The 16,100-nt window shown below is 74.0% G+C and carries 14 protein-coding genes; 8 read left to right on the top strand and 6 right to left on the bottom strand.

Annotated features, from left to right (window positions below; all coding sequences use genetic code 11):
- Positions 1-27 precede the first annotated feature (27 nt).
- Together HUT06_RS30240 and HUT06_RS30235 are read right to left on the bottom strand one after the other, a co-directional pair.
- Positions 28-837 carry an ABC transporter permease gene (locus HUT06_RS30240; protein WP_176198811.1) on the bottom strand — a complete coding sequence of 270 codons (810 nt, stop codon included), beginning with the start codon at positions 835-837 and terminating at the stop codon, positions 28-30.
- Entirely contained in the window at positions 834-1,826 is a 993-nt protein-coding gene (locus HUT06_RS30235; protein ID WP_176198810.1) for an ATP-binding cassette domain-containing protein, read from the bottom strand. Before HUT06_RS30235 ends, HUT06_RS30240 begins: the two co-directional genes overlap by 4 nt.
- A 258-nt stretch (positions 1,827-2,084) precedes the next feature.
- On the opposite strand from HUT06_RS30235, the gene HUT06_RS30230 reads away from it, so the two are divergent.
- A complete protein-coding gene (locus tag HUT06_RS30230) occupies positions 2,085-2,645 on the top strand; it encodes a PH domain-containing protein (RefSeq protein ID WP_176198809.1) in 561 nt (186 codons plus the stop codon).
- On the top strand, positions 2,642-4,081 hold the full coding sequence (locus HUT06_RS30225; protein ID WP_176198808.1) for a PH domain-containing protein: 1,440 nt from the start codon (positions 2,642-2,644) through the stop codon (positions 4,079-4,081). The genes HUT06_RS30230 and HUT06_RS30225 overlap by 4 nt, the downstream gene beginning before the upstream one ends.
- Here the strand turns inward: HUT06_RS30225 and sepH are convergent.
- Positions 4,053-5,753, bottom strand: a complete 1,701-nt coding sequence (gene sepH / locus HUT06_RS30220; RefSeq protein WP_176198807.1) for a septation protein SepH — start codon at positions 5,751-5,753, stop codon at positions 4,053-4,055. The genes HUT06_RS30225 and sepH overlap by 29 nt on opposite strands.
- 408 nt (positions 5,754-6,161) lie before the next feature.
- On the opposite strand from sepH, the gene HUT06_RS30215 reads away from it, so the two are divergent.
- Entirely contained in the window at positions 6,162-7,151 is a 990-nt protein-coding gene (locus HUT06_RS30215) for a hypothetical protein (RefSeq protein ID WP_176198806.1), read from the top strand.
- Here HUT06_RS30215 and HUT06_RS30210 read toward each other — a convergent pair.
- Entirely contained in the window at positions 7,148-8,458 is a 1,311-nt protein-coding gene (locus tag HUT06_RS30210) for a D-arabinono-1,4-lactone oxidase (RefSeq protein WP_176198805.1), read from the bottom strand. The genes HUT06_RS30215 and HUT06_RS30210 overlap by 4 nt on opposite strands.
- A 138-nt stretch (positions 8,459-8,596) precedes the next feature.
- Between HUT06_RS30210 and HUT06_RS45330 the strand changes: the two genes are divergently transcribed.
- Genes HUT06_RS45330 through HUT06_RS30195 form a run of 3 tightly spaced genes read left to right on the top strand, consistent with a single transcriptional unit; the run spans position 8,597 to position 11,643 of the window.
- Positions 8,597-9,886, top strand: a complete 1,290-nt coding sequence (locus HUT06_RS45330; protein WP_302931842.1) for a lytic transglycosylase domain-containing protein — start codon at positions 8,597-8,599, stop codon at positions 9,884-9,886.
- Between the two features lie 42 nt (positions 9,887-9,928).
- Entirely contained in the window at positions 9,929-10,837 is a 909-nt protein-coding gene (locus HUT06_RS30200) for a ferrochelatase (protein WP_176198804.1), read from the top strand.
- Positions 10,834-11,643, top strand: coding sequence for an inositol monophosphatase family protein (locus HUT06_RS30195; protein WP_176198803.1), 810 nt, complete (start codon positions 10,834-10,836; stop codon positions 11,641-11,643). The genes HUT06_RS30200 and HUT06_RS30195 overlap by 4 nt, the downstream gene beginning before the upstream one ends.
- A gap of 113 nt (positions 11,644-11,756) precedes the next feature.
- Here HUT06_RS30195 and HUT06_RS30190 read toward each other — a convergent pair whose 3' ends face one another.
- Positions 11,757-11,933 (bottom strand): hypothetical protein, encoded by a 177-nt coding sequence (locus tag HUT06_RS30190; protein WP_171068827.1) that lies wholly within the window; start codon positions 11,931-11,933, stop codon positions 11,757-11,759.
- Between the two features lie 209 nt (positions 11,934-12,142).
- Here HUT06_RS30190 and HUT06_RS30185 point away from each other — a divergent pair, with 209 nt between their 5' ends.
- Entirely contained in the window at positions 12,143-12,796 is a 654-nt protein-coding gene (locus tag HUT06_RS30185) for a response regulator transcription factor (RefSeq protein ID WP_176198802.1), read from the top strand.
- Positions 12,793-14,190, top strand: coding sequence for a cell wall metabolism sensor histidine kinase WalK (locus HUT06_RS30180; protein WP_254715465.1), 1,398 nt, complete (start codon positions 12,793-12,795; stop codon positions 14,188-14,190). The genes HUT06_RS30185 and HUT06_RS30180 overlap by 4 nt, the downstream gene beginning before the upstream one ends.
- Before the next feature lie 79 nt (positions 14,191-14,269).
- Here the strand turns inward: HUT06_RS30180 and HUT06_RS30175 are convergent, their stop codons facing one another.
- The gene (locus HUT06_RS30175) at positions 14,270-15,925 is read right to left on the bottom strand and encodes a serine/threonine-protein kinase (protein ID WP_176198801.1); all 1,656 of its coding nucleotides are present in this window, start codon (positions 15,923-15,925) and stop codon (positions 14,270-14,272) included.
- Between the last annotated feature and the right edge of the window lie 175 nt (positions 15,926-16,100).

The raw sequence follows: 16,100 nt of genomic DNA, 5'->3' as shown, positions 1-16,100 counted from the left end.
GGGCGCCCCGGAGCGGTCATGCCGCGGTCAGGCCCGCCGCTTGAACGCGCGGAGCGACAGCGGAGCGAAGACCACGGAGATCGCGGCACCCCAGGCCAGGGCGATCAGGGCGTGTTCGAGGACGGGGCCGCCGACCAGCAGCCCGCGCATGGCCTGCACGAGCTGCGTCACCGGGCTGTTGTCCATGACGAAGGCCACCGGGCCGGGGATGCCCTCGGTGTTCGGGATGAACGCGGTGCTGAGGAAGCTCAGCGGGAAGATCACCACGAACCCGAAGATCTGCACCTTCTCCGGCTCGTTCACCTTCATCGCGATGTAGACCGACGTCCAGGAGAACAGCACCGCGAACGCCAGCAGCAGCAGGAACGCGGCGACCAGCGCGATCACGTTCGTCTCGATGCGGAAGCCGATGGCGAAGCCGACCAGCAGCAGGATCAGCATCGACCACGCCTGCTTGGCGGTGTCGGCGATGATCCGCCCGACCAGCGGGGCGCTGCGCGCGATCGGCAGGCTCCGGAACCGGTCGAACACCCCCTTGGTGATGTCGGTGTTCAGCCCGAAACCGGTGCTCATCCCGGCGAACAGCGCGTTCTGCGCGATGATGCCGGGGATCACGACCGGCAGGTACGCCTCGACGCTGCCGGCCATCGCCGGGCCGAACACGTAGGCGAACAGCAGCACGAACATGATGGGCTGGATGGACAGGTCCAGCAGCTCCATCGGGTTGTGCTTGATCTGGACCAGGTTGCGCCAGGCCAGGGTCGCGGTGTTGCGCAGGGCCGTGGCCGGCGCGACCCGCTTGGTCAGGTCCCGCGGCGCGAGTGACGCAGTGGTCATGCGGACGCACTCTCCTTGTCGGCCGACTGCGCGAGCCGGTCGGCCTCGGCGTCGATGTCGTCGGTGTGGTGGCCGGTGAGGGCGAAGAACACCTCGTCCAGGCTGGACTTGCGCAGCGACAGCTCGCCGACGGCGACGCCGGCGTCGTCGAGGCGGCGGACCACCGCGGGCATCAGCTGCGGGTCGGTGATCGGCGCGCTGATCAGGCCGTCGCGCACCTCGGGGACGGCCTCGGCCAGCTCCCCGACGATCGCCGCGACCCGGTCGCCGTCGGCCGCCTGGACCGGGCGCACCTCCAGGACCTGGCCGCCGACCTGCGACTTCAGCATGTCGGACGTGCCGTGCGCGATGACCTGGCCGCGGTCGATGACGATGATGTCGTCGGCGAGCTGGTCGGCCTCCTCCAGGTACTGGGTGGTCAGCAGCACGGTGACGCCGTCGTCGGTGAGGCCGCGCACGATGTCCCACAGGCCGTTGCGGCTGCGCGGGTCGAGGCCCGTGGTCGGCTCGTCCAGGAACAGGATCTGCGGGTCGCCGACCAGGCTCGCCGCCAGGTCGAGGCGGCGCCGCATCCCGCCCGAGTAGGTCTTCGCCGCGCGCTCGGCGGCGTCGGTGAGCTGGAACCGCTCCAGCAGTTCGGCGGCCCGCGCCCGGGCGGCCCTGCGCGGGATGCCGAGCAGCCGCCCGATCAGGATCAGGTTCTCGGTGCCGGTGAGCATCTCGTCGACCCCGGCGTACTGGCCGGTCAGGCCGATGAGCTGGCGCACCTTGTGCGCGTCCCGCAGCACGTCGAACCCGCCGACCCGGGCGGTGCCGCCGGTCGGCTCGATGAGCGTGGCGAGGATGCGGGTCATCGTCGTCTTGCCGGCGCCGTTCGGCCCCAGCACCCCGAGGACCGTCCCCGCCTCCGCGGTGAGCGAGACGCCGGCCAGCGCCCGGGTCTCGCCGAACCGCTTCTCCAGGCCCTCTGCCTGGATCGCGTAGGTCATGTGATCTCCTGGAACTCGTCTGCCGGACGTCTATGCCCGCCGACCGGGAAGCCAGCCAAACTATGCGTTGTCCGGGGTGGTGTGCATTCGTTTTTTTCGCCGCCCACGGCAAGGCTGCGCGGCTGTGCGAGACGCGCCCACAACATCGCATGTGCCACTGACAGAACGTCGCGAGCGGCGCGATCGTGCCGACGCCTCCGGCGGTTCGCGGCCGCCGAACCGGCTGGAGGATGCCTCCGGCGTTCTAAACTCGGCGGTGTGACGACGGTCCGGCGCGGTCACCACTCGGACGGCGGGGGCCCGCACCCGCCGCGCTTGCGGCCGCCCGAGCACCGGGTCTCGCCCCGCGCCATCGCGCACTGGGCCATCGAGTCCCTGCTGCTGTGGGGGCTGGCGTTCGGCCTCGCCCTCGGCGTGGCCGCCTGGGCCGGCGACTCCGGCTGGGACGGGATGCCCGGCTGGCTGTCCGGCCGCGTCGGCTGGCTGCCCTACCTCATCGGAGCCGCCGGGCTGCTGATGGTGACCGTCGCCCCCGTCTGGCGCTACCGCGTCCACCGCTGGGAGGTCAGCGCCGACGTCGTCTACACCCGCACGGGCTGGTTCAGCCGCGAGTGGCTGCTCGTGCCGGTCGGGCGCATCCAGACCGTCGACAGCAAGCAGGGGTGGCTCGAACGGCTGCTGGGGCTCGCCACCATCGAGGTCAACACGGCCTCGCACACCGGCTCGTCCGAGGTGTCCGGGCTGCCGGTGGCCGTGGCGACCCGCCTCGCCGAGGACCTCGCGCACCGCGCGCACGACCTCCGCGACGACGCGACGTGAACGTGCGGCTGCATCCGCTCACCTTCGTCGTCGGAGCCGTCCGCGAACTCCTCGCGCTGCTCGCCGCCGGCGCGACGGGCCTGCTCGTCGGCGGCCTGTCCACGGCGTTCTACTTCACGCTGGTCGGGCTGCTGCTCGGCCTGGCCTTCCACGTCGCCGACTGGGTGACGTTCACCTACGTCCTGCACGACGACCGGATCGAACTGCGCCGCACGCTGATCGGGCGGTCGGTCAAGAGCATCCCCCGCGACCGCATCCGCGGCGTCGACATCAGCGCGAACCTGCCGCACCGTCTGCTCGGCCTGGCCATCGTCCACATCGACGCCGGGGCCGACGGCGGCGAGGGCGAGCTCAACGCGGTCTCCCGCCAGGAGGCGGACCGGCTCCGCCGCGTCCTGCTGGCCCGCGACGCCGAGGCCCCGCCGCGCCGCGTCCTGGCCCGGATGCGGCGCCGCTGGTACGTGTACGCCCCGCTCAGCGGCGCCTACCTGCTGACCCCGTTCGCGGTGGCGGGCAGCCTCCTCGGCACTCTCTACAACCTCGGGGACGACCTCGGCCTCATCACCCGGGAGCGGGTGGAGAGCGTCGGGCACGACGTGGTCGGCCTGCCCACCGCGCTCGTGCTCGTGCTGGTCATCCTCGTGCTGGTCCTCATGCCGGTGATGTCGGTGCTCGCGTTCACCCTCTTCAACTGGGACTTCACCGTCCACGAGCGGGACGGCTCCATCGTGGCCGAGCGCGGCCTGGCGACCCGCCGCAGCGTCTCCCTCGAACGCCGCCGGCTGCGCGGCGTGGAGCTGACCGACAACCCGTTCGAGCGGCTCGCCGGGGTGACCCGGCTCGGCGCCCTCATCACCGGCCTCGGCGACGCCGCGCACCGGGGGCGGCTGCTGCCCGCGGCGCCGCGCGCGGTCGCCGAGACGCTCGCCGCCCGGGTCGTCGGCGCCGTCCCCGGGCCGCTGACCGCCCACCCGCCGGCCGCCCGGGGCCGCCGCGTCGTCCGCGCCGCCGCGCCGCCGGCGGGGGTCGCCGTCCTCGCCGTGCTGGCGGGGCAGCCGTGGGTCGCCTACCTGTGCGCCGGGCTGGCCGTCCTCGCGGTGCCCCTCGGCCTGGACCGCTACCGCCAGCTCGGCCACGCCAGCGACGGCGAGCGCCTCACCGTCCGGTCGGGCTCGCTGCGGCGCCGCCAGGTCGTCGTCGAGCACGGGGCCGTGATCGGGTGGCGCGTCCGCCGCACCCTGTTCCAGCGGCGGCTCGGCCTCGCCACGCTCTTCGCCGCCGTCGGCGCGGGCGACGGCGGCTACTCCTCGACGGACATGCGGGAGGCGGACGCCGTGGCCCTGGCCGCCGCGATCACCCCCGAGTGGGTGACCCCGTTCCTGGCCGCGCCGCCCGCCGCCGCGCCGGCTACTCGGGGCGCCGCGCCCCGAACATGATCTCGTCCCAGGACGGGACGGACGCGCGCTTGCCCTTGGCCTTGCGCCGCCGCGCCGGCCGCTGGGCCGCCCCGCCGTCGGCCGCCGCGGCGGGCGAGCCGGTGGCGGGCTTGTCCTGGGCGGCGGCGGGCATGGTGGGCCGGGTCGCCGGCTTCTTCTTGGCCGGCGCCCGCGGCGGCTGCCGCGGCGCCGGGGGCTTCTTCGGCTGCGCGGGCTCGGAGGCCGCGGGCGCGGCCGCCTCCGGCTCGGGGGCCTCGTCCGCCGGGACCTCCCGCGCCGGGGCCGGCGCCGGACGGCGCTCCTCCGGGGCCTCGGCCGCCGGGGCCGCCGCCGCGACCTGCGGCTCGGGCTCCGGTTCCGCCGCCTGCTCGACTTCCTCGGCCGCTTCGGGCTCGACCGCGTCCGCCTGGCCCGCCTCGTCCGCCTCGTCGGTCTCGTGGACGGCCTCCGGGGCCTCCTCGGCCGGTTCGGCCGCCGCGACCGGCTCCTCCTCCGGGGCCGGGGCCGGGGCGGCGGCGGGCGCGGCGGCCTCGTCCGCGTCCCGGGCCTCGGCGGGCTCGTCCTCGTGCGGCTCGGACGCTGCGGCGTCCTCCACGAGTTCCGCCTCGGCCGCCTGCTCGGCGGGCTCGTGCTCCTCGTCCGGCTCGGCGACCGCATCGGCCTGCTCCGGCCGGCCGGATCCGGTCTCTTCGCGCGCGGGGGCGGCGGCGGGCGCCTCCGCGGCCTCGGCGTCGCGCGGCTCGCCCGCCTCGGCCTCGACCTCGTCCCGCGGCGGGACGGCGGCCGGCGCCGGAGCGGTGCGCTCGCGCGGCTCGGGCCGCCGGGGCGGCTCGCCGGGGCGGGCGGCGGGCGGCGCGGCGGCCTCGCGCAGGGGCGCCTCGGCGGCCTCCCGGAACGCGGGCCGCGGGTCGATCATGCGGCCGCGCTCGATGATGTACTCGCGGGGCTCGGCGGCGCGCAGCGGCCCGGCGGGGCCGGGCTGCTCGGGCTCGGCGGGCAGGCCGCGCGGGGCGTCGCGGTCGCCGCCGACGACCTTCATCGCCGGCCGGCGCGGGACGAGCGGCGTCACGGTGTCGGAGAGCGCGTCGTCGTCGTCCCACTCCACGGAGGTGAGCCGCGCGGCGATCTCGTCCAGCGGGGAGACGTGCCGGCGGCGCGGGTCGAAGGTCCACTCGGCGGCGTGCGGGCGGCCGCCCTCGAAGAAGGACAGCCGGACGCGCCAGGTGCCGTCCTCGCACTTCCAGGAGTCCCACTCGACCTCTTCCAGGTCGACGCCGCCGCGGCCGAGCCGCTCCTCGACGGTCTCGCCGAGCGGCGGGCCGGGGGTGGACTCGCCCGGCCGGCGCACGGTGACCCGCTGCGCCTGCTGGGCCATGTACTCGCGTTCCTGCAGGACCGGTCCCTCGAACCAGCGGACGCGCTCGACCGGGATCCCCGCCGACTCGGCGATCTCCTCGGCGGTCTCACCGGACCGGATGCGGGCCTGGATCTCCTTGGGGCGCAAGGGACTCTCCACTTCGATCTCGAACTGGCCGAGGCGGGAGAAGTGCCCACGGACCGCTGCGCGGAGCCGGTCGTCGACGGGCAGGGTGAACCGGGTGCCTCGGCCCGCGGTGGCCAGGACGAGGTACGTACCGTCCTCGCTGACCGCGACGAGGCGCAGCTCCTGCATGCGTGTCCTTCCTGCCCTGTCTTGACGGCACGGAGGACCCCGGACCGGTCGACCGTGCTGTCACGGTCGGCCGCCCGATGCCCACCGAGGGCGCATGCGTGCCCTTTCCCCCGGGTTCCCGAGTCTCTCTTCCCGGACACGCCTGCTGCCAGCACCGTACCCGGCATGTCCGAACATCGCCGCTCTCGAAGCCCTCTTCACGAGGTCGAAGAGGGCACCTGACCAAGCTTGCCGGGGACGCGGAGGGCGGGGGGTCGCCATGCCTGAATCTTGTGCATCCTTTTCCACACTCTGCCTGACGTCCCGGTCCGGTTCCAGGGGCGGACGTTGCGAGCGTCACGTCTTGGGGAGGAACACGTAGATCGTCTGGTTAGTTTCATTCTGGGGGATTTCTGGTGAGGAACAGGGGTGAGTGGAGGCATGCCGCGCAAGCTGCCGGATCTCAGCACGACGCAGCTGATCGCGAGCGCGGTGGCGACGGCGGTCGCCGCCTTCGGGGCGTCCTATCTGGGCGTGTACGGGACGATCATCGGTGCCGCGCTGATGAGCGTGATCTCGACGGCCGGGTCGGCCGTCGGCAAGCACTACCTCGACCAGGGCCGCGAGCAGATCAAGGAGCTGACGCACCAGCAGTCGGCCGTGCGGCGCCGGACGGCGGCCGAGGGCGCGGCGGGCGAGGCGACGAGCGCGGACCCGACGCGGACGGCGGTGTGGTCCGGGGACCCGAACGCGACGCGGCTCGACCTCCCGCTCCCCGGTGATCCGAACGCCACCCGGTTCGATCCCGGCGGCGACCCGAACGCCACGCGCCTCGACGCCGGCGCCGGGCGCCCGGACCCCAGCGCCACGCACCTGGATCCGGCCCGGGCCGTCGCGGGTTCGCTCGCCGCGGAGGCCGGTGAGGACGCCGTCCGCCACGCCGCGCGCCGCACGGCGTGGCAGAGCACGGTCGAGTGGGCCAAGGCGCACTGGGTGAAGCTGGCGGTCTCCTCGGCGGCGGTGTTCGTCGCCGTGATCGGCGTGATCACGGTGGTCGAGGCATCCACCGGCACGCCCATCGGCCGCGGCGACAAGGGGCTGACGGTCACCAACGTGCTGCGCGGCGGCGAGGGCGGCGGGCAGCCGGACGGCACGCCGTCGCAGAGCCCGTCCGTCCAGCCGACCGAGTCGGGCGGCGCGACGCCGAGCGGCGAGCCGACGGGCGAGGCGCCCTCCACCGAGGCGCCGGGCACGACCGAGCCGGAGCCGACGGACCGGCCGACCGAGGAGCGGCCGAGCGAGCAGCCGACTACGACCGCGCCGACGACCCCGGCCCCGACCACGCCGGACACGCCGGCCCCGACCGGGGGCCAGCAGGACGGCGGCGGCGCGGAGGCGCCGCAGACCCCGGCCGGCTAGTCGCCGAAGACCTGCCGCGTGTAGGGGTTGGCGAAGCGGCGGTCCGGGTCCAGCTCGTCGCGCAGGGCGCGGAAGTCGGCGAACCGCGGGTAGACCTTCTCCAGGTAGGACGCGTCGCGCGTGTGGAGCTTGCCCCAGTGCGGACGGCCGCCGGCCGTGGTCAGCAGGTCCTCGACGCCGCGGAAGTAGTCCTCGTGCGCGTCGCGGTGGTAGACGTGCACGGCGATGAACGCGCTCCGCCGCCCGTGCGCCATCGACAGCCAGGCGTCCTCCTCGGGGAGCAGCCGGACCTCGATCGGGAAGCTGATCCGCCAGTCGCGCCTCGCGAACAGGGCGCGGAGCTCGCGCAGCGCGGGGACGAGCTCCTCGCGCGGGATCGCGTACTCCTGCTCTTTGAAGCGGACCGTCCGGGGGCTCGTGAAGACCTTGTAGGACGTGTCGCTGTAGGTGCGGGCACCGAGCGCCCTGGCGGAGACGCGGTTCACGGACGGCGCCGTGGCGGGCGCCAGGTGCGTCACCTGGTTGATGGCGCCGAAGACCGTGTTCGACAGGAACTGGTCGTCGAGCCAGTACCGGAACTTCGACAGCGGCTCCGGCGGGCCCTCGACGCGGTTGTTGCGCTTGGTCAGGCACCCCTCGGTGTGCGGGAACCAGTAGAACTCGAAGTGCTCGTTGGCGGCGTCGAACTCGTCCACGCGCGCGAGGACCTCGTCCCACTTCATCGGCTGCTCCTGCGCGCGCAGGACGAACGCCGGGACGGTCCGCCAGGTGATGGCGGTGACGACGCCGAGCGCGCCGAGGCCCGCGCGGGCGGCGTCGAACAGGTCGGGCCGCTCGTCGGGCGAGCACGTCACGGTGGAGCCGTCGGCGAGGACCATCTCCAGCGCGGCGACCTGGGAGGCGAGCCCCGCGGCGTCCCTGCCGGTGCCGTGCGTGGCGGTCTGGAGGGCGCCGGCGACGGTCTGCTCCTGGATGTCGCCCATGTTCGCCAGCGCGAGGCCGTGCTCGTCCAGGACGCGGTTGAGCGTGTGCAGCGGCAGCCCCGCCTCGACGGTGACGAGCCCGGTGGCGGTGTCGACCGAGCGGACCGCCGTGAGCGCCGTGGGGCGCAGCAGGACGCCCTCGGCGACGGCGGCGCCGGTGAAGGAGTGTCCTGTGCCGGTCATGCGGACGGTGAGGCCGTCGCCTGCCGCCGACCGCACCGCGTCGGCCACGTCGCCGGCGGTGCGCGGCGTCACCACGCGCTGCGGCGTGGCCTGCTGGTTTCCCGCCCAGTTCTGCCATTTGCGGGGGTTCTCGGGGGACATGGGGCGACTCTACTCGGCGAACGATCGTGAGGAAAGTTCATGTTTTTGAGCCGGGCGGATGGGGGAACCGGCGATAACGTACGATCCGGTAACCAACAGCGGGGTAACCGTCCGTAGCCAGACTCGTTGGGACATGTTGTGGCTTCTCCACCAGCATCACGCACCGGCCCCGTCCCGGGACCGTCCGGCGACGGTGGCGATGGTGAGGCGCCCGCCGCCCGCCCGCCGGGCACCCGGCCGGACGCGGCGCGCCCGCGGCCGGAGAAGAAGCGCCGCGATCCGCGCGGCGGCGCCCGCCCGCGGCGGCCCCGCCGGTCGCTGCCGTTCCTCATCGGCGGGATCGCCGTGCTCGCCATCGCCAGCACCTCCGGCGGCGTCTACGCGGCGCTGACCACCGACGACGCGGAGCCCGCCGCCGCGGGCACGCCGCCGAGCGTCCCGCCGGGCGCCGCCGGCGACCCGGTCAACGTGGCCACCGGCGGCCAGGTCGCCCCGCTGCGCCGGGTCGTGCCGCCGGACGTCCTCGCGGTCGGCACGGCCTCGATCCCCGCCGCCAAGATCAAGCGGATCGCGAAGCTGGGCCAGGTCAAGGACGTGACGGCGGTCGCGGGCGGAGCCGTGCAGCTCCAGGGCCGCCAGGTGAACGCGTTCGCCGTCGACCCGTCCTCGTTCCGGTCCTGGACGCCGCCCGCCACCGCCAAGAAGACCGAGCTGTGGGAGGCGCTCGCCGGCGGCAGGTTCGTGGTGTCCCCGGCCGCCGCCGAGCAGCTCCAGCTGACCAGGGGCTACCAGTACCCGGTGGTGGGGCGGACGATGCCGAACCTCACGATGGGCGGCTCCGGGCCCCTCGGGCTGCCCGGCATCGACCTGCTGGTCGGGAAGAAGTCGGGCGGCGAGATGGGGCTCGTCCCGAACGTCGCGATCCTGGTCAACGCGCCCGGGGTGGACCCGGCCAAGGTCGTCCGGGCCGTCACCAAGGTGCTCGGCCCCGGCACGAACGTGCTCAACCTGCACGAGAGCAAGTACGAGTCGTCGTCCGGCGGCGGCCGCTCGTCCAGCTACCTGGACCTCTACAAGAAGGCGGCCACCACCTGCCCGGGCCTGTCGTGGACGGTCCTCGCCGCGATCGGCCAGGTGGAGAGCGACCACGGCCGCAACGCCGGCCGCTCCAGCGCGGGCGCGCTCGGCCCGATGCAGTTCATGCCCGCGACGTGGAAGGCGTACGGGGTGGACGGCGACGGCGACGGCAAGGCCGACATCATGAACCCGTTCGACGCCATCCCCGGCGCGGCCAAGTACCTGTGCGCCAACGGCGCGGGGCGCGGCGGCAAGCAGCTCTACCGCGCGGTGTGGCACTACAACCACGCCGACTGGTACGTGCAGAAGGTCCTGAACCTCGCCAAGGCGTACGCGGCCAGGTATGACTGACCCCACGTCCCGAGCCCCGGCCGGGCTGGTTGGATGGAAGGCATGACCTCGTACGACGCGCTGCTACTGCTGTCCTTCGGGGGCCCCGAGGGCCGCGAGGACGTCATCCCGTTCCTGGAGAACGTGACCCGCGGCCGCAACATCCCCAGGGAGCGCCTGGAAGAGGTGGGGGAGCACTACTACCTCTTCGGCGGGGTCAGCCCGATCAACCAGCTGTGCCGCGACCTCAAGGCCGCCATCGAGGCCGACTTCGCGGCCCACGGCGTGGACCTGCCCGTCTACTGGGGCAACCGGAACTGGACCCCCTACCTCGCCGACACCGTCCGGCAGATGAAGGCGGACGGGGTCCGGCGCGCCGCCGCGTTCGTCACCTCGGCCTACAGCGGCTACTCGACGAACGACCAGTACCTCAATGACATCGCGCGCGCGCGTGAAGAGGTCCCGGGCGCCCCCGAGATCGACAAGCTCCCCGTGTACTGCGACAGGCCGGGCTTCATCGACCCCTTCGTGGACGCGGCCAAGGACGCCCTCAGCGGCCTCCCGGACGGCGCCCGCCTGGTCTTCACCGCGCACAGCGTGCCCCTGTCCCAGCCCAACCGCGAGCTGTACGTCGCCGAACTGGAGCGGGTCTCGCGGACGGTCGCCGACCGGGCGGCCCCCGGAGCGCCCTGGGACCTCGTCTACCAGAGCCGGAGCGGCCCGCCGAGCCAGCCGTGGCTGGAGCCGCAGATCACCGACCACCTGGGGAAGCTGCACGGCGAGGGCGTCCGCGCCGTCGCGGTCGTGCCGGTCGGGTTCGTCTCCGACCACATGGAGGTCAAGTACGACCTCGACGTGGAGGCCGCCGACCTGGCCGCCGAGCTGGGGCTCGCGTTCGCGCGCGCCGCCACGCCCGGCACCGACCCGCGCTTCGCCGCCCTGCCCCGCGACCTTCTGGGAGAGACCCTGTGAGCCTGGCCGAGGACCTGCTGGAGCTGGCCGCCGAGACCGCGCGCGAGGTCGGCCGGATGCTGGTCGACAAGCGCCCCGCGGGCGGCCCGGACGTCGTGCAGACCAAGTCGTCCCCGACCGACGTCGTCACCCAGATGGACCGCGCCGCCGAGCAGCTGATCATCGAGCGGATCCGGGCGGCCCGTCCCGACGACGCGTTCCTCGGCGAGGAGGGCGGCACCCGTGCCGGGGGCAGCGGCGTCCGGTGGGTGGTCGACCCGATCGACGGCACCGTGAACTACCTCTACGACCTGCCCGACTGGGCGGTCAGCATCGCCGCCGAGGTGGACGGCGCGGCCGTCGCCGGGGCGGTGGAGATGCCGCGCCGCGGCGAGTCCTACACGGCGGTGCGCGGCGGCGGCGCCCTGCTGCACACCGCGGCCGGCACGCGCGAGCTGCGCGTCAACGCGCAGGTGCCGCTGGCGCGGGCGCTGGTCGCCACGGGCTTCGGCTACGACGCCGGGCGGCGCGCCCGGCAGGCGCAGGTCCTCACCGGGGTGCTGCCGAACGTCCGCGACATCCGGCGCGGCGGCTCCTGCTGCGTCGACCTGTGCTCGCTCGCGGCGGGACGGGTCGACGCCTACTACGAGCGCGGCGTCCAGGCGTGGGACATCGCCGCCGGGGCGCTGATCGTCCAGGAGGCGGGCGGGCGCGTCGAGGGGCTGGACGGGGCGCCGGCGAGCCCGGAGCTGACCATGGCGGCCGGACCGGGCACGTTCGAGGCCCTGCACGCCCTGCTGGCGCCGCTCGGCCCCACGCGCGACTGAGCGGCGGGGAGCGGGGCTCGGCGAACGGGCCGCACGGACAGTGAGAAGCCCGGGACGGTCGGGTCCCGGGCTTCTCGACTACGGGGTCGCGCCGCCTGGAGTGGTGCGGCGGGTCAATCGCAGCGGGGTGCTTCGACGCCGATGTCGTTGTTCGCTGCGATCCGGCGCAGTTCGCTGATCTCCTCCTGACGGATGTCTGCCAGGTAGGTGTCGCCCTCTGCGTGGGCGGTGCGCAGCGACGCGTACGCGTCGTCGAGCCGCTGCTGGATCATGCGTGACAACTCGCCCATGGGCCTCCTCCCGGATCGTTTCCATGCCCTACCCAGACCTAAGCTGAAAGCAAACCTGTTCGCGGATGCAATTTTCGCGGATTCTTGCGTCCGTTCGGCCACCGCCCGGCATACGCCGAGTTGAACGCCTGTTTACGAGCGTCTTACGGCGTCCGTGGCATACCTGGGAGCCGGAGACCGGGCCCCGCGCCCGGCCAGGAGGGGGACTTGTGCGTGTTCTAGTCGTCGAGGACGAGCGGGTGCTCGCCGACGCGATCGCCACCGGCCTGCGCAGGCAGACGCTGGCCGTGGACGTGGCCTACGACGGCGCCGGCGCGCTGGAGCGGGCCGGCGTCAACGAGTACGACGTGATCGTGCTCGACCGCGACCTGCCCAAGGTCCACGGCGACGACGTCTGCAAGCAGCTCGTCTCGCAGCGCTACCCGGCGCGGATCATCATGCTGACCGCGGCGGGCGAGCTGGACGACCGGGTCGAGGGCCTGTCCATCGGCGCCGACGACTACCTCGCCAAGCCGTTCGCGTTCGCCGAGCTGATCGCCCGGGTGCGGGCGCTCGGCCGGCGCGCCGCGGCGCCGCTGCCGCCCGTCCTGGAGCGCGCCGGGATCACCCTCGACCCGGCCCGCCGCGAGGTCTCCCGGGACGGCCGCCCGGTCGAGCTGACCCGCAAGGAGTTCGCCGTCCTGGAGGTGCTGCTCAGCGCGGACGGCGCGGTCGTCAGCTCCGAGCAGCTGCTGGAGAAGGCGTGGGACGAGCACATCGACCCGTTCACCAACGTCGTCCGGGTCACGATGATGACACTGCGCAAGAAGCTCGGTGACCCACCGGTGATCGAGACCGTGCCCGGCGTGGGGTACCGGCTGTGACCGCACCACGTCCCGGCCCGTCCGAACCCGGAGCGACCGCGGCGCCGTCCGGCGGCGGCGACGCGCGTCCGGACGCCGCGCGGGACACCGGCGCGCAGGCCACCCAGCCGACGGCCGTCCACGGCGGCGGCCAGCCCGGCGGCGGCCAGCCCGGCGGCGCGCAGGGCGGCGGGCAGGGCGGCGAGGGCGGCCGGCGCGGCGGCCGGTGGCGGCGCCCCGGCCCGCAGCAGTTCCCGCCGCCGCCCCCGGCCGCGAAGGGCATGTGGCGCGCCGACGGCACCCCGGTGACCGCGCTGCCGAACCGGATGAGCGTGCGGCTGCGCCTCACCCTGCTGTACGGGCTGCTGTTCTTCATGGCCGGCGCGCTGCTGCTGTTCGTCATGTCGTTCCTGATGGCCAACATCCTCAGCAACGTCAAGGTGATCGGCTACGGCCTCACCGACGCCGCGGCCGCCGAGTTGCAGCGCCAGTTCGTCGAGCAGACGATGAAGCAGCTGGTCGGCCGGTCGCTGCTCGCGCTCGGCGGGGTCGGCGTCATCACCCTGGTGCTCGGCTGGTTCGTCGCCGACCGGGCGCTCAGCCCGCTGCAGCGGGTCACCACGACCGCGCGCCGGCTGTCGGAGAGCACGCTGCACGAGCGCATCGCGCTGGAGGGCCCGGAAGACGAGATCAAGGAGCTGGCCGACACCTTCGACGCGATGCTGGAGCGGCTCGGCCAGGCCTTCGACTCCCAGCGCCGGTTCGTCGCGAACGCCTCGCACGAGCTGCGCACCCCGCTCGCGATCAACCGGACGCTGCTGGAGGTGGCGCTCGGCGACCCCGAGGCGTCGGAGGACCTGCGCACCGTCGGCCGGACGCTGCTGGCCACCAACGCCCGGCACGAGCGGCTCATCGAGGGCCTGCTGCTGCTCGCCCGCAGCGAGCGGGAGCTGACCGCGCGCACCCCGGTCGACATGGCCGAGGTGGCGGCGGCCGTGCTGGAGCAGTCCAGCCGCCGCGAGCACGACAACGACGTGGCCGTCCACCCGGAGCTGACGCAGGGCACGGCGCTCGGCGACCCGGTGCTGCTGGAGCACCTGGTGTCGAACCTCGTCGAGAACGCGATCAAGCACAACGAGGCCGAGGGCGGCGAGCTGTGGATCCGCACCGGCATGCTCGACGGCTACGCCACCGTCCAGGTGGAGAACACCGGGCCCGTGGTACCCGCCTATGAGGTGGAGCGGCTGTTCGAGCCGTTCCGGCGGCTGAACGCCGACCGCGTCGAGTCGTCCAAGGGCGCGGGCCTCGGCCTGTCGATCGTCCGGTCGGTGGTGCTCGCGCACCGCGGCGCCGTGTACGCGGCGCCCCGCCCCGGCGGCGGGCTGATCGTCACCGTCCGACTCCCGCCGGGCTGACGAGCGAACGCCCCGGCCGGCCCTCGGGGGCCCGGCCGGGGCGCGGTCGCCTCCAGCGGTCGGTTGTTCTAGGCGGCGGTCACCTCGAGACGGTCCCGTACGCACCGGGGCTGGAGGCGTAGCGGCTCTGCCGCCACTCCCACCGCAGCGTGGTGCCGCTGGAGGACGGGATGAAGGTGATGTACCCGGGGGCGCACTCCTTCTCGTCCATCCCCGCCATCGGGGTCTCCCGGTACATGACCTTGCCGTCGTCGTCGGACAGCAGGGACAGGCGCGTGTAGCACTTGTCCTGGGCGCCGGACGGGTAGGTGTAGGTCGCGACCCCGGTCGTGTAGATCAGCGAGAACTTGACCTCGAACTCGGTGTGCCCCGCGCCGGCGCCGGGCTGCTTCCCGTCGCCGGTGTAGTTGCCCACCAGCCCGCCCGTCGCGCGCGGCGTCGGGGTGTCGTCGTCCGGCGGCGTGTAGGTGCTCGTCGGGTACGTCGTGGGGTACGGGTCCGGGTCGTCCTCGCTGTTGGCTCCGATGATCGCCAGCACCACGACCACCAGGATCACGATCAGCGCCAGCGCGCCGCAGCCGATCGCGATGATCGGCCCGGCCGAGGAGGACTGCTTGGGCGGCGGCCCGTAGCCCGGTCTCGGCGGCATCGGCGGCTGCATCTGCGGGCGCGGAGGCTGCGGCGGCGCGCCCTGGTACATCGGCATCGGCGGCGGCGTGATCGGCTGCGGCGGGGGCGTGTTCGGGCCCGCCATCGCGCCCTGGTGCATCGGCATCGGCGGCGGGGTGATCTGCGGCTGCGGCCGGTGCTGCGGCGCGGGCGGCACCGGGGGCGGCGGCGGCAGCTGCGAGGCGATCCGGGTGCCCTGGTTGAGCAGGTCCTCCTGCCCGGCGCCCTGCCCGGCGGGCGCGGCGCCGACGGCCCCGAGCAGGTTGAGCAGCAGCTGCGGGGCGGGCGGGCGCAGGCCCGCGTCCTTGGACAGGCAGCGGCCGATCAGGTCCCGCAGCGGGCCCGGGGGCAGCGCCGACAGGTCCGGGTCCTCGTTGAGGATCCGGTTGATGATGACGGGCAGCGTGTCGGCCTCGAACGGCGACTGCCCGGTGGCGGCGAACACCATGGTCGCGCCCCAGGCGAAGATGTCGACCGCCGGGGTGAGCGGCGCGCCGGTCAGCTGCTCGGGCGCCAGGTAGCCGGGCGTGCCGACCACCATGCCGGTCGCGGTGACGGCGCTCTCCTGCGAGTTGACCGTCCGGGCGATGCCGAAGTCGACGACGCGGGGGCCGTCGGAGGCCAGCATGACGTTGTTCGGCTTGAAGTCGCGGTGCACGATCCCGGCCTCGTGGATCGCCGCGAGCGCGGTCGCCGTGCCGATCGCGAGCCGTTCCAGCTCGGCGGCGCTGCGCGGCCCGTCGTGCGCGACCACGTCGTGCAGGGACGGCCCGTCGATGAACTCGCTGACGACGTAGGGCTGGTCGCCCTGGACGTCGGCCTCCAGCACGCGGGCCGTGCAGAAGGGCTCGACCTTCTGCGCCGCACTCACCTCGCGGGTGAACCGGGCACGCGCGGCCGGATCGTTGGCCATCTGCGCGTGCAGCAGCTTGACCGCGACGTACTCTCCTCCAGGGGCCTTGCCCAGGAAGACGGCGCCCTGGCCCCCGGCGCCCAGCCGTCCGATGACCTCGTACTGTCCGAGTGCCCTAGGATCGCCCGGCTCCAGCGGAGCGGCATCCGGCATCTGACCCTCCATTGACCCGCAGTGATGTCCGCGACATTGTGCGCCGGACCCACCGCGGGCCCCGTTCCGGCGTCCGAACCGCGGCACCGGGGTGAAACCTCCGCAGGGGGCCCGCCCCCAACCTCAGGCGGGCACGATATCGCGTTAGTTCAGACGTTTCACCGATCGGTCTGGT

The sequence above is a fragment of the Actinomadura sp. NAK00032 genome (genome assembly GCF_013364275.1).
In the GTDB taxonomy this organism is placed as follows: Bacteria; Actinomycetota; Actinomycetes; order Streptosporangiales; family Streptosporangiaceae; genus Spirillospora.
The sequence above is the reverse complement of the archived record's forward strand: the minus strand, read 5'-3'. Positions and strand labels throughout refer to the sequence as shown.

Excerpts from the sequence above, each read along its gene's own strand:
- HUT06_RS30190 (WP_171068827.1), bottom strand. The coding sequence starts at position 11,933 with ATGGGCGAGTTGTCACGCATGATCCAGCAGCGGCTCGACGACGCGTAC.
- HUT06_RS30235 (WP_176198810.1), bottom strand. The coding sequence starts at position 1,826 with ATGACCTACGCGATCCAGGCAGAGGGCCTGGAGAAGCGGTTCGGCGAG.
- HUT06_RS30210 (WP_176198805.1), bottom strand. The coding sequence starts at position 8,458 with ATGTCCCCCGAGAACCCCCGCAAATGGCAGAACTGGGCGGGAAACCAG.
- HUT06_RS30200 (WP_176198804.1), top strand. The coding sequence starts at position 9,929 with ATGACCTCGTACGACGCGCTGCTACTGCTGTCCTTCGGGGGCCCCGAG.
- sepH (WP_176198807.1), bottom strand. The coding sequence starts at position 5,753 with ATGCAGGAGCTGCGCCTCGTCGCGGTCAGCGAGGACGGTACGTACCTC.
- HUT06_RS30240 (WP_176198811.1), bottom strand. The coding sequence starts at position 837 with ATGACCACTGCGTCACTCGCGCCGCGGGACCTGACCAAGCGGGTCGCG.
- HUT06_RS30175 (WP_176198801.1), bottom strand. The coding sequence starts at position 15,925 with ATGCCGGATGCCGCTCCGCTGGAGCCGGGCGATCCTAGGGCACTCGGA.